The organism is Paenibacillus sp. YPG26 (assembly GCF_023704175.1).
Classification (GTDB): Bacteria; Bacillota; Bacilli; order Paenibacillales; family Paenibacillaceae; genus Fontibacillus.
In genome coordinates this window covers 3,702,707-3,715,494 of record NZ_CP084530.1, presented here as the reverse complement: position 1 = coordinate 3,715,494, position 12,788 = coordinate 3,702,707, and the positions used below count along the sequence as shown (strand labels likewise).

Genomic DNA, 12,788 nt, shown 5'->3' with positions numbered 1-12,788 from the left:
CGTTGAATTTATTCCAGCTTGGGTAATATATAGAGGCTAGCAGCCAGGTTAGGCAGATGCAGCTGATTTAGGAGTTGACAGTGATAATGATAATTATTATCATTGATATTATGAATTTATTTACCCGAGGAGGAAGTCATGAAAGGTTCATTTCAGAACAGAAGAAATAAGTGGAGTCTGTTGTTTATCAGTCTGTTGGCTGTAACTATGATTCTTAGCGCTTGTGGAAGCAAGGCTGCAGATACGAATAATTCAGCAGGTCAGGCTGAGCAAGGCAGTACACCGGCGGGCAGCGCCGAAGGGCCCAAGGAGAAGGTAATGACCGATGCGATGGGTCATAAGGTCACTATTCCGGCTAATCCGCAGAAGGTGTTGGCTTCGTATCTTGAAGATCATTTAGCAGCCATTGGCGTCAAGCCGGTTGCCCAGTGGTCTGTAGCTAACGGGATTCAGGAATATCTGCAGACGAGCTTGAAAGGCATTCCAACAATCTCTTATGATCTGCCGACTGAGTCGGTGCTGAGCCTGGGTCCGGATCTAATCATTATCGGTTCGGAGTCTCAGGTTCAGAAGGGTCTGTATGATCAATACAGCAAGATCGCACCTACCTACGTACTCGGGGATGCGGTGAACAAGGATTGGCGGAAGGCGCTGCTTAAGATTGGTGAGATTCTGAACAAATCCGAGGAAGCGAAGAAGGCAATCAGCGACTATGATGCCAAAGCCAAAGAGGCCAAGGAGAAGATCAGCGCTTCTATCGGGACGAAGACAGCAGCCATTCTCTGGCTTACACAGAAGAACTTCTACCTGGTAGATCAGACTGTCTCCAGCGGAGCGGTATTGTACGGCGACCTGGGCATTCAGCCTCCGAATCTGGTTACCGATATTCCGGAGAAGGACCGCGCAAGCTGGAATCCGATCACGCTTGAGAAGCTGGCGGAGCTGAAGGCGGATTATATTTTCCTGGTGAACAGCGACAAAGGCCAAGGTGCGGATGACACGCTGAACAGCCCGATTTGGAAGGGAATCCCGGCGGTCAAAGCGGGCCATGTCTTTGAGATGAGCAGGACGAGCAGCTGGCTGTACAGCGGTGCGGTTGCCAACCAGCTGACCATCGATGATGCGGTCAAATCATTAGTGAAGTAACACTAATCGAGAGTATATATTCTATAGAAAACCCGGCTTGCGAGGTTCTTGATCCTGCGCAAGCCGGGTTTTTGGCGTAACGGATGTAATAGAATTTTCAGAATTGCCGAACGGTGCTTATCTACGACAGAGCTGTTCGAGATAGCTCGAATAGTTCCGCATATTCAGCTGCATGGGCCGATTGCTGCCTTCAAGCTTGCTCAGCATGATTCCGCCTTCAAGCAGGGACAAGGTGAACATAGCAACGGCTTCCGCGTCAACCTCGTCCCTGAATTCACCATCCGCCTTGCCCTGCTCTACAATATTCCTGAGTGCCTCCAAGGTTCTCCGTGAGCTCTCCTGAGCTTCGGAGCGCAGTAGTGGATGGGAATCGTCCGACTCTACTGCCGTATTCAGCAGAGGACAGCCGCCAATGAAAGGCGGTGAATCAGCTACATGCTCATAGACACGGAAGTAGGCCATCAGCTTATCGGATGAAGTACTCTCCTGCTCGGCAGCTTCTCTGAATTTGCCTCCAACGACCTGACAGGCGTACTGGAAAGCCTCAACGGCAATTTCGTCCTTACTCGCAAAATGGCGGTACAATCCCCCCTTCTTAATCCCTGTAACGAGGGTGATATCTGAAAGAGAAGAACCTGCATATCCATGCTGGTTAAAAAGCTCTGCGGACTGCTTGATGATATATCTGCGAGTCTGCTCCCCCTTGGTCATGACGCATTCCCTCCGTAATCTGAATAATAGTTAAATTATGGTATTGAAGAATGGGATTCTTATGCTAATATAAAGATACCGATCGGTACCTTTAGAGTGATATTTAGATTTTCACGAACTAAAGAGATTATAGCATGCTCAATTTTTAGAGAGAAGTAAAGGGGGAGTAGGCTTGTTGGCAGGCTTGAGAAATATTGTAGACAAGGGCCGCAGAAGCCCATGGATTGGGCTCGGAGTCTTATGGGTTGTTGGCTTCATTGGGGCATTATCCCGGTTCATCATGGCCTTCTATCAGATACAGATTTCAGATGATCTCCATATCGGGAGAGGATTCATCTCGTTATCCTGGTCAACCAACTTACTGATTGCAGCTCTCTGCGCCCCTCTCGGCGGCTGGATGATTGACCGCTATGGGGTGAGAAAGGTGATGCTGCTCAGCACGACTCTCGGCATAATCGGTACAGGGGTGGTCTGCCTCGGGCAGCATCCGCTGCTGTTCTTCACCGGGTATGGGGTCATTAGCGGCCTTGCCGGAATTGGAGCCTCAGCAACCTATGTTCTGCTCTTCAGCTGGTTCAGTAAGCACAGAGCGAAGGCGATCGCTTTGATCCAGAGTGCTTCTTCCATCGGGCTCGCCGTATGTACACCGATCTTCGCACAGAATGCCTGGCTCAGCTGGAAGGTTACCTTCCTGGCCTCATGTCTGCTTGGACTTGTTGTAACCCTTCCCTTAATTCTGTTATTCATCCCGCACCCGGGGAAGCATGAAGCGTCAGCAGGAGGAACGGGAGATAGCGGAGCTGGAGGTAGAGAAACTGGGGTTCCTGACAGAGCAGAGGGAGCTGGAGGTAGAGAAACTGGGGTTCCTGACAGAGCAGAGGGAGCTGGAGGTAGAGGAACTGGGGTTCCTGACGGAGCAGAGGGAGCTGGAGGTAGAGGAACTGGGGTTCCTGACGGAGCAGAGGGAGCTGGAGACAAAGGAAACAGGGCTTCCAACAGCGCAGCAGGAACAGTTCCTGGTACATCCATGGCTGCAGGAGGCTTGAAGCAGCTCGGGAGATCACAGCTGGCGGTTCTGACGGTGATTGGGCTCGCACTGTTCGTGTGCGGGTTCAACATGGGAACCGTGGAGATGAATCTCGTAGCTATTCATCAGGAGGCTGGGGTCTCCCAAACCTCTATAGCCGCAGGCATGGCAATTTTGGGCATCATGGAGATTGTGGGTTCCTTCACCTTTGGATTTCTTCTGGACCGGGGGGATAAGACCTATATCATGTCCATGCTATATGGGATTCGCGTACTTGGCTTTATGATACTGTTCGCGCATTTCTCCTGGTCGCCGGCCGTTTTTGCTTTTGCCTTCGGAATAACTTACTTGGGAGCGATCCCGGGCGGACTTATGATCGCGGATCAGCTGGCAGGAATTAAAGGCAAGCTTGTAGGAACGCTGCTCCTATTCCATCAGGGCGGAGGAATTCTGGGGGCGCTGCTTGGTGGAATCCTGTACGATTATATGAAGAGTTATCAGCTTCTCATCGCTGCGGACGCCGGCCTTGCTACCCTGGCTGCAGCCGGATATATCCTTGTTCGCAGATATCGGAGCCGCCCGCTTGCGGGTAACCGGGAGGCTCAGGCTTAGCTCTCCGCTTAGGCATGGACTGCGGTTAATAAAATGGATAAATCCATCACCAAGAGAATAAAGGTTATGTATGATTTAGCTTAGTTCATTTCATCAGGTGTCTTTCATCTGCAAAATACCCCCGCCCATCTTCAACATGGGAGGGGGTATTTCTTAATTATCTATGTTAGCTTCTGCTGAGAGTGCCTTGATCTTTAAGCTGTCTTAGTCTTTGAGTTCGCCGATTTTTTGTTGAACAGCGCCCTTGGCTTTGTCTGCCTTGCCCTCAGCCTGAAGTGAAGCGTTGTCCGTCGCATTCCCGACCTGATCTTTCACTTCGCCTTTGGCTTTGGATACGCCGCCTTTGATCTTATCGCTAAGTCCGTTATCATGACTCATATTCAACAACTCCTTACGGTTAGTGTATAGAGTATTTACCCGATAGGAGAATAATCAATCAGATGGGCGGGAATAACCGGGCAGTCCCGGCAGAACCTCCGGCGGTCTTTCTTAAGCCTGCTCTTCAAGCCCGAAATGTCCCTCTTCCGGTTGTCCGCAGATAAGGTCCTCAGGCCGAATCTCTTCCCCAGGATCCACATCGGTGTCTGGCTGGGCCCAGACGGATACACTACCGCCATTAACCGGGAAGACGGCAAAACCGTCTTCCTCAATGGTAATCTGGTCTTCACGGGTTCCTGTGAGATCCACCCACACTTCACCGGCCCGGTCCTTCCCGACATTCATCCGCTTCTCTCCATCATCTCCGTTGGAGATGACTACTGCACAGCCGGAGCGCTCAATCTCCGGAACTCCAAATCGTACCCAGCCAATCGTATTCGGGTGGTCGAAGTAGTCTTCCTGATCCCCGTAAGCCTTGTTATAGCGGGCACAGAGCAGGGGATCGAGCTGATCCTTTTTCCCTTCAATCGGGTGCTCTCCGCCTATGCCGTAATAATCGCCATAGAATACAACCGGATAGCCATCCTTGCGGAGCAGGATCAGGGCATATGCGCTTGGCTTGAACCAATCCTCCACCCATGATTCCAGCGCCTCATTGGGCTGGGAGTCATGATTATCTACAAAAGTTACAGCATTCAGCGGGTGGGAGCCAACTAGCGTATCGTGGAATATGGTCGTGAGGTCAAAGGAATTCCCCGCATGCGAAGCCTCATACAGCTTGTAGTGGAGAGAGACATCGAACAGATCGATTTTGTAATCGACCGTGTTGAGAAAGTTCTGACACGCCTCCAGTTCATCCTTCCAGAACTCCCCTACGATGTAGAAGTCCTCTCCGCGCTTCTTCTTCATCGCTGTTGCGAATTCCCGGACAAAGTCGTGGTTGATATGCTTGATCGCATCAAGCCGATATCCACCGCACTGCAGCGTATCCACGAGCCACTTGCCCCAATCCAGCATCTCCTGACGTACATCCGGATGGCTGTAATCGATGTTCGCGAACATCAGATAGTCATAATTGCCGAATTCATCATCCACATTCTCGGCCCACTGCTTGTTCTCCGCATGGATACGGAAGATACCGGAACGCCCTTCCTTATTGTCATAATCCGTTCCGTTGAAATGCTTCCAGTTCCATTTGAAAGGGGAGTAAGTATTACCGCGGCCAGGGAATGTGAACTTGGTCCATCCCTCGATCTCGAACGGCTCCGATATGTCTTCGGTCCGGTTATTCGGATCGACTTCAATCACTTCAAAGCGCTCGGTCTCGTCCGCGCCTGCTTTATGATTCATAACAAGGTCCACATAGACGAGAATCCCATTCTGCTGACAGGTCGCGATGGCCTTGACCAGCTCATCCTTTGTTCCGTATTTGGTGCGCACGTTTCCTTTTTGGTCAAACTCACCCAGATCATATAGGTCATAAACACCGTAGCCGGTATCTTCAGTTGTAATTGCTTTTGTGACAGGCGGTACCCATACGGCATCAATGCCTACGGCCTTGAGTTCGGGAGCAAGCTCCGACAGCCGATTCCAGTGCTTCCCGTCCGGCTCTACATGCCATTCAAAAAACTGCATAATCGTATGATTTCTCTTCAACTCTGGACTCCTCCTCCATCAGCACAGGCATCCTGTACTTAAACCTGCATAATTAAGCATTACCCAATCGGCTGTATATTTTAACCAAGCAAGGTCCGAGGGAGTGCAGGATTTCTGAAATAGTATGAAATTGGCCATAAATATAGGAAAGGAAGTTCGTTCAAAGGTCACCTTAACCCGCATCGCAGCTTCAAAAGCACGAAAAAGTGGTATAAATTAAGAGACTGTGCCAGTCAGAGTCTAATAAGTCAGGAGGAGCCCGGCTGGAATTATTCCGAGTATGGCCGGGGGCATTCTTCCATCATTTGCGGTAGGACGGGCAGGGATCTTCGTGTCCAATCAATGAACAATAAGAGGTGAGAAAAGGGGCAGGATCAGGTCATACATCCGGAAAAAGAGGCCCCGCACACAATGACTTCTAACGAACCGACTACATATAAGCAGTGTGCCCAGTGTCACGAAAAGAGGCCGGTTACGGAATTTCTCCGCCGAACCGGCAGGGGGAGCAGGCCGGGCGCCCGCAGGGGAACCTGCCGCGCTTGCCGCCGCAAGCTTAAGGAGGCTTCCTCTGCGATGGATGCCTCCCAACCCGCGGCACCGGAGCATCCCTCGCACCCGCCCGCGGGAGGTCCCGCTCAGCTGCGGAAGCCCGCGACAGCGGCGAGCGCCGCCGCCGGGGGAGCTCGCCAGGCACCGTCCGCCGGGCCATCCGCGTCGGCGGAAGCCCCCCGGGCGCTGTCCGCCGTGCCGTCCGCGTCGGCGGGAGCCTCCCAGGCGCTGTCCGCCGTGCCGTCCGCGTCGGCGGGAGCCCCCGAGGCGCTGTCCGCCGGACCGTCCGCATGGGCGGGTGTCTCCCGGGCGCTGGCTGCCGGACCGCCCGGAGCAGAGCAGCCGGGCGGCGGAGCCCAGCGGCAGAGCCCGCCGACCCGGCCTGTCCCCGGCAGGCAGACGAATACAGCCGACCCGGGTGATCCGACCCGGCTGCGGCCGAATCATCTCGGCTCGATCCGCATGCGCGGCCGGACCGACCGGGGCCGGGGCTGGCAGCAGGAGGTTGATCTGGAGCTGGCCGTGACCCTGGTCAGGGAGCACGCCGCCGTCGTGGTGAATCCACATACGATCCGCCGCCTGTACACAAGCAAGGGCTTCCGCAGGTATATATTGACCCGTGATGACTATACCTGTTACTTCTGCGGTAAGTATGGAGATACCATTGACCACTTGCTGCCACGGGCCAAGGGAGGCCATACGACACCGGACAATTGTGTCTGTGCCTGCAACCTGTGCAACCAGATGAAGGCGGATAAGGATGCGGAGGAATTCCTGAAGGAAATTTAGCTTTTTACAAGAACGCAGCAAATTGTATATCTGGCCATAACGAAGGGCTATTCCCCAAGTCATCCAAGATGACGGCGGAATAGCCCTTTTGCCTTGCCTAAGCGGCGCTGAAGTCTGTTGGATCTGAATCTCCACCAGTTCCAGGACACCCGCAGCACGTCCTTGAATACCCGTTTCTTGACCAGATAATAGGGAACGAGATTGCCGCCCCAAGGTGCCTTGGACTTGGCTACGGACGGAATGTTGGCTCCGGCGAAGTCAAACCCCTTCATGCCGAGGTCCGACAGTTCCTGAAGCAGGACGCTCTGCAGCAGCTGGACTACGCCCTTGCTGAGATGCGCCGCCTTGCTGCCGGCGATCCACCACTGGGGCCGATCCGGGTCAAGCACCAGAACCGCGCTTGCGCTGACCGGCTCCCCCTCCCTCGAATAACACACATAACAGCGGAAGGCATTCTCACCTAGAAGCTCCTGAGCCAGCTCCAGATCCCGGAGTGACAAATTATGTGAAAAGCCTTGCCTGGCCTCCGTACCGGTCAGGCACTCATGCACTTCCTTCATATTCGCCGTCCGCCGGACATAGTAGCCTTCTGATGAGGCCCTCTTGACCCGGCTACGGATATCGCCGCTGGCATTCTCAAGGCTAAAGGGAAAGTCCAGATAGTAGGTGTACTTCACGACCACCTCGAAGCCCTGCCAGATAAATGGACGCACATCGGTGAATCCGGGCGGCAGGCAGAAGCCGGCGGTTCCCATAACCGTACACATCTCCGCGATCATCTGCCTTGCGGCTTCGTGCCACTGGGTGCTGATCCGGTGGGCCTTGGACGTAGGCGTGGCTTGAAATAGAGTAGGATGATATAGATTAAGGGGCGGAAGGTAGAGCTTTCCCCTCCGGGTATAGAAAAACAGGCTTTCACAGCGGCTGTTCGAGCGGGACGCCTGGAAGCTGCGAATCGCGGCACGGCATCCCCATTTCCGGCGGTTGAACTCTGCCCATTGCTCCAGCAGCTTCATATCATACATGGATCCTTACTCTCCTATCCTACAGAAATATAGAGCTTGTCTTCCCAAACTCCCCATACATGCATGTATATTCCCGTCCCGCCCCTTTATGCTCCTGTCATATTCGGGCTGCTTAGACAGTGGGAATTAGGCTAATACTGATTCTTAACGCACAGACGGGATGTTAGAATTTGGCTATAGAGGACGCATCCGACCCTATCTTATATACAGCGACAGACGGTTACAACCAGAAGGTTAGCCAAGCTATTGTGTCATGTCATGGAGGGATGCAGAGTGAAAAGATTCTTCAAGCAGGTCATGCTCGCCATTCTCGCTATGGCGAATTCGGGCGATACGGTCCAGCAGGCTGTGATCAGCCAGCTTGGCAGCCCCGGCAGCGTCATCAATGTAAGGCAGATCGGTGCCAAAGGAAACGGGCGGGATGATGATACCCCCTTTGTCCAGAAGGCGCTTGATCAGGCGGCTGGAAGAGGGGCGAGTGTGTTTTTCCCCAAAGGTTCCTATGTGATAGATCCTAACCGCACGCTGATCGTCGGCAGCAGAACCAAGCTGGTGGGACAGGGCAGTGATTCGGTGATTAAGGCTTCGGGCAGTCGATTCGGCTGGGAGCTGATGCGGGTTACCGGCAGTGATGTGGAGATCTGCAATCTCAGTCTGGACGGGAACAAGCAGGTTAACCGCGTTCTTGTCGTGGGCGGGGGCGTTCAGCGCGTGAATATATCCGGAGTTACGGCCGCCAATGCTTCCCAGAGCAGGAACCCGGATGAAGAGGGTTACTCGGAAGTGGTCGCCGGAATTGTGGTATACGGCAATACCAGCCAGATTAAGATCGACAGCTCGGAAGTGAAAAACATTTATGCGATCAACCAGGCAAATGGGTCTATGATTGCCCGGGGGATCTATATTACAACAACATGGGGCTCGAATGAGCAAGCAGCCAGACGGGTCATGATTACCAATTCGCATATCCATCATATCGGTCCTGCCGACGATGGAGACGGCATTTACTATGAAGACCCGGCTATGGATGAGAATGGCGGCGAGAACACAGACAGTCTGATCTCAGGCAATCTGCTTGAGTACTGCGCGAAGCGCGGAATGAAGATCTACGCCCAGGGAGTCAAGGTTAGCGGCAACCATATTGTGAACTCTTTTCTGAACAACAACTTCTATCAGGGCGTCAATAAGGGGAAGCTTGCACCGGATATGTTCTCCGCGGTCAGTGTGTACGGAAGCAACAATATTATCTATTCGAATGTGATTGACGGAATCGGCAGCTTCTACGCGGCGATTGAGGTCAGTGCTATGGAGACGGTGCGCAACACGGTGATCTCGAACAACAGAATTATCATGGGCAGCGGCAGTAATATCAAGGGAACCACGGCAATCCGTCTGGGCAACATTCACAATTTCACGATCAAGAACAATACGATCGAGAACGGCGAGCGGGCGATCTGGACCTGGCAAAATGCGGACTTCGGAGTTATCAAGGACAATACGATTCGGATGAGTGATGGCGGTGGTATCGATCTGTCTACTTATCTTGACGGATATACGCAGGTTAATCTTGCGCTTGGGGGAAATCGGATTGAGGCCTCCACCTTCAACATTCAATTGGCTCCAACCAACCGGAATGTGACAGTCAGAGCCTGATCTTGAGCCCGATTATAGAGCGGTCTTTATGCTGAAGCTATGTTTTTGGCATAACGGCCGCTCTATTTGTATATCTATGAAATAGCGTATGACAAGGATTCGGGACTAAGGGGGACTTAATAACGCAATGCCTATGAACCACGGTCAATTCGTCATATCCATGGATTTTGAATTGTACTGGGGAATCCGGGATATTTGCCCGATATCCCACTACCTGGGGCATTTGGCCAAAGAAAGAGAGATTATTCCGCGCGTACTGGATCTATTTGAGCGCAGTGGAATTCATGCGACCTGGGCAACCGTAGGGTTGATGTTCTTCAATTCCAAGGACCAGCTGTTACACGGGATACCCGCAAGGCTCCCCGCTTATCAGGATGCCAATCTGTCTCCCTATCCGCATCTGGCAAGCGGCGTTGTCGGTACGGATGAGCAGACTGACGCCTCGCATTACGGTCTGTCCTTGATCAGACGGATTGAGGAGACCCGGTATCAGCGCGTATCCACGCATACATTCTCGCATTACTACTGCCTGGAAGCGGGACAAGACTCGGCGGCATTCCAGGCAGACCTGCAGGCAGCAGTCCGGATCGCGGAGCGTCAGGGGATACGGCTTGAAAGTATCGTGTTCCCGCGTAATCAGGTCAACCCCGCCTATCTGCCGCTGCTCCTTCCAGAAGGAATCCGGGCTTATCGGGGCAACCCGAAGCACTGGCTGTACAGGAGGGGATACCGCACGGGCGACGCCCTGCCGCGGCGGGCTCTCCGCTTGATGGATACCTATCTCAACCTGTCGGGATTTCATTGCTATACCCCGGAAGCTCCCGAGCAGGGGGAGCCGCTTGACCTGCCGGCCAGCCACTTCCTGCGATCCTACTCGGGGAGACTCGCGCTTCTGGAGCCGCTTCGGCGGAGAAGAATTCTGAAGGGAATGACTTATGCCGCGCGGAACAAGCAGGTCTATCATCTGTGGTGCCATCCCTACAATCTGGTGGATGAACAGGGCCGCAATTTGAAGCTGCTGGAGGAGATCATCGCTCATTATAAGAGGCTGCAGTCGCTGTATGGAATGGAGAGCCGCAATATGGAGGAACTGAGCGATCAGATCCTTGGCAGCGAGCCGGCCTGTGAATTGCCGTTCATGGGAGACCCTGTGGAAGGGCCCAGAGAACTGAATGCTTAGGGAACCGGCCCCAAGTTCCATTCCGTACAGCTATAAAGGTAAAAGGTAGGGTGAGTGTGTTGAATGTCATTTTCCTATTGAAATCGGTCCAAAGACATTACATCGTAGCCACTCTGGCGATTCTGGTCTGCGTGGGCGGCGCCTATCTGATCAATGTGCTCGTTCAGCCGCAGTATCAGGCCTCCGCCAGCTTGATGGCGAATATCTCCCAGTCGAATGAATCAGGCACCTACAATGAGCTTTTGGCGAGTCAGATGCTGACCAAGACCTATGAGGACACAATCCAGAGCCGCAGTGTGGCGGGTGAAGTGAAGAGGAAGCTGTCCCTGAAAGAGTCCCCGACCCTGCTGCTGCGGAAAATCAAGGTACGCACCGATCCCGGCACGCTGGTCATTCATTTGTATGCCACAGACCGTGATCCACAGAGCGCGGTATCTATTGTGAATGCTTTCGCGGATACCTTCATCAGCAAGTCCAAAGGGATTGTCTCCAGCGCCAAGGTGACGGTGCTCGATTATGCGGATATGGATCAGGCTTCCGAGCCGGTGAGCCCGAAGAAGATGTTCAACCTGGCGCTGGGCGTGCTTATCGGTGTATTTACCGCCTTAAGCCTCTCTCTGCTGCTGGAGAAGCGGCGGTTGTCGCGCCCGGGCAGCGGCACGCGGAGCGGCAAAATCGGGAAGTCGGCTTAGCAAAATGGCATACAGGGAGCCGCGGGCAAAGGGGGATGCTTGGAACTGCAGCAGCGGACACCTGCGCCTGTGTATACGGAATGCAGCCGTGGTTGCGTTATATACCAAAGAACCCTGGAGATGGGCAGTGACCAAGGGTAACCAGGAGATCCAGGAGATCCAGGAGATCCAAGAGTCCAGGAAACCCAGCAAACCCAGCAAACCCAGCAAACCCAGCAAACCCAGCAAACCCAGCAAACCCAGCAAACCCAGCATCTTCCCAAGTTATGACCGTACCCTGACAAGTGAACATTTCAGCTAAGCCTATATTTGCAAATAGAAAAAAGACATGGAGGAGTTACTTATGATCCAATGCGCCATCGTAGGGTGTGGGCATATTGCCCTGAGGCATATAGAGGCTATCCGGGCACTGGAGGGTGCCAAGCTGGCCGCGTTGTGCGATACAGACCCGGTCAAGCTGGAGGCGCTGCAGGCGAGATGCGGAGCAGCCGCATTCACCAGCATGAACGAGATGCTCCGGCAGATGCCGGAGATTGACCTGGTCTGCATCTGCACGCCGAGCGGAACTCATGCAAGGCTCGCTGAGGCGGCGGCCCTGGCGGGCAAGCACCTGGTAATCGAGAAGCCGGTGGCGCTGACGCTCCGGGATGGGGAGATCATCCGGGAGGCGGTCAGGCTTAGCGGAGTCAAGGCGGCTGTCGTGCACCCGAACCGGTACCGGCCGGCCATCCGTTATTTGAAATGGGCGCTGGACAGCGGGCTGCTCGGCAAGATCAGCCATGTGAATGCTACCGTACGCTGGAACCGGTCCCAGGCTTACTACGATCAGGCGGCCTGGCGCGGCACAAGGGAGATGGATGGCGGGGTGCTGATGAACCAGGCTATACACAGCCTTGATCTGCTGCTCTGGCTGCTGGGCCCTGTCGCCAAGGTGCAGGCCATGGCGGATACGAGACTGCGCCGGATCGAGACCGAGGACGTGGCGATCGCGGCCTTGCGGTTCAACAGCGGGGTGCTGGGAGTTGTAGAGGCGGCAACGACTGTATATGAACATAACCTTGAGGAGTCGATCAGTATATTCGGCGAGCATGGTTATGTGATGATCGGAGGACCTACCGCGAACTGGATCAAGCAATGGAAGTGCTCCACCATGACCCAGGGGGAGATCGACATGATCACCCAGCGGGTGGAGCTGGACCCTTATGGAATACCCGGCCATCAGCGGATTCTTGAGGACATGATGCGGGCGATTGAGGAGGACCGGAATCCGGCTGTAACGGTGGACGACGGAATTCGCGCTGTCCGGCTGGTGGATGAGATCATCGCGGCTGCCGGCCGGCAGGAGATTCATACCTGACCGAATATGAGGA

Annotated in this window: 10 protein-coding genes and 1 pseudogene; 7 read left to right on the top strand and 4 right to left on the bottom strand. The window is 53.9% G+C overall.

Going from position 1 to position 12,788, the window contains the following annotated elements; genetic code table 11:
- Nucleotides 1-138: 138 nt before the first annotated feature.
- Complete coding sequence (locus LDO05_RS17585) at nucleotides 139-1,146, top strand: iron-hydroxamate ABC transporter substrate-binding protein (protein WP_251376605.1); 1,008 nt, start codon at nucleotides 139-141, stop codon at nucleotides 1,144-1,146.
- Nucleotides 1,147-1,263: 117 nt separating this feature from the next.
- Here the strand turns inward: LDO05_RS17585 and LDO05_RS17580 are convergent, their stop codons facing one another.
- Nucleotides 1,264-1,857, bottom strand: coding sequence for a TetR/AcrR family transcriptional regulator (locus LDO05_RS17580; RefSeq protein WP_251376604.1), 594 nt, complete (start codon nucleotides 1,855-1,857; stop codon nucleotides 1,264-1,266).
- Nucleotides 1,858-2,032: 175 nt separating this feature from the next.
- Between LDO05_RS17580 and LDO05_RS17575 the strand changes: the two genes are divergently transcribed.
- Nucleotides 2,033-3,496 carry an MFS transporter gene (locus LDO05_RS17575; RefSeq protein ID WP_251376603.1) on the top strand — a complete coding sequence of 488 codons (1,464 nt, stop codon included), beginning with the start codon at nucleotides 2,033-2,035 and terminating at the stop codon, nucleotides 3,494-3,496.
- A 204-nt stretch (nucleotides 3,497-3,700) separates the two neighbouring features.
- Here LDO05_RS17575 and LDO05_RS17570 read toward each other — a convergent pair whose 3' ends face one another.
- Both LDO05_RS17570 and LDO05_RS17565 read right to left on the bottom strand, forming a co-directional pair.
- Entirely contained in the window at nucleotides 3,701-3,874 is a 174-nt protein-coding gene (locus tag LDO05_RS17570; protein ID WP_251376602.1) for a CsbD family protein, read from the bottom strand.
- 111 nt (nucleotides 3,875-3,985) lie between these two features.
- Complete coding sequence (locus LDO05_RS17565; RefSeq protein ID WP_251376601.1) at nucleotides 3,986-5,530, bottom strand: alpha-amylase; 1,545 nt, start codon at nucleotides 5,528-5,530, stop codon at nucleotides 3,986-3,988.
- 969 nt (nucleotides 5,531-6,499) lie between these two features.
- On the opposite strand from LDO05_RS17565, the pseudogene LDO05_RS17560 reads away from it, so the two are divergent.
- A pseudogene (locus LDO05_RS17560) lies at nucleotides 6,500-6,868 on the top strand (HNH endonuclease); the annotation flags it as partial.
- A gap of 59 nt (nucleotides 6,869-6,927) precedes the next feature.
- On the opposite strand, the gene LDO05_RS17555 reads toward LDO05_RS17560, so the two are convergent.
- Nucleotides 6,928-7,893 (bottom strand): GNAT family N-acetyltransferase, encoded by a 966-nt coding sequence (locus LDO05_RS17555; RefSeq protein ID WP_251376600.1) that lies wholly within the window; start codon nucleotides 7,891-7,893, stop codon nucleotides 6,928-6,930.
- Nucleotides 7,894-8,166: 273 nt separating this feature from the next.
- On the opposite strand from LDO05_RS17555, the gene LDO05_RS17550 reads away from it, so the two are divergent.
- From LDO05_RS17550 to LDO05_RS17535, 4 genes are all read left to right on the top strand, one after another.
- A complete protein-coding gene (locus tag LDO05_RS17550; RefSeq protein ID WP_251376599.1) occupies nucleotides 8,167-9,546 on the top strand; it encodes a glycoside hydrolase family 55 protein in 1,380 nt (459 codons plus the stop codon).
- 127 nt (nucleotides 9,547-9,673) lie between these two features.
- Nucleotides 9,674-10,726, top strand: a complete 1,053-nt coding sequence (locus LDO05_RS17545) for a polysaccharide deacetylase family protein (protein ID WP_251376598.1) — start codon at nucleotides 9,674-9,676, stop codon at nucleotides 10,724-10,726.
- A gap of 50 nt (nucleotides 10,727-10,776) precedes the next feature.
- Entirely contained in the window at nucleotides 10,777-11,418 is a 642-nt protein-coding gene (locus tag LDO05_RS17540; protein WP_346657593.1) for a YveK family protein, read from the top strand.
- Between the two features lie 343 nt (nucleotides 11,419-11,761).
- Nucleotides 11,762-12,775, top strand: coding sequence for a Gfo/Idh/MocA family protein (locus LDO05_RS17535; RefSeq protein ID WP_251376596.1), 1,014 nt, complete (start codon nucleotides 11,762-11,764; stop codon nucleotides 12,773-12,775).
- Nucleotides 12,776-12,788: the final 13 nt, after the last annotated feature.

Excerpts from the sequence above, each read along its gene's own strand:
- LDO05_RS17585 (WP_251376605.1), top strand. The coding sequence starts at position 139 with ATGAAAGGTTCATTTCAGAACAGAAGAAATAAGTGGAGTCTGTTGTTT.
- LDO05_RS17580 (WP_251376604.1), bottom strand. The coding sequence starts at position 1,857 with ATGACCAAGGGGGAGCAGACTCGCAGATATATCATCAAGCAGTCCGCA.
- LDO05_RS17570 (WP_251376602.1), bottom strand. The coding sequence starts at position 3,874 with ATGAGTCATGATAACGGACTTAGCGATAAGATCAAAGGCGGCGTATCC.
- LDO05_RS17555 (WP_251376600.1), bottom strand. The coding sequence starts at position 7,893 with ATGTATGATATGAAGCTGCTGGAGCAATGGGCAGAGTTCAACCGCCGG.
- LDO05_RS17545 (WP_251376598.1), top strand. The coding sequence starts at position 9,674 with ATGCCTATGAACCACGGTCAATTCGTCATATCCATGGATTTTGAATTG.
- LDO05_RS17535 (WP_251376596.1), top strand. The coding sequence starts at position 11,762 with ATGATCCAATGCGCCATCGTAGGGTGTGGGCATATTGCCCTGAGGCAT.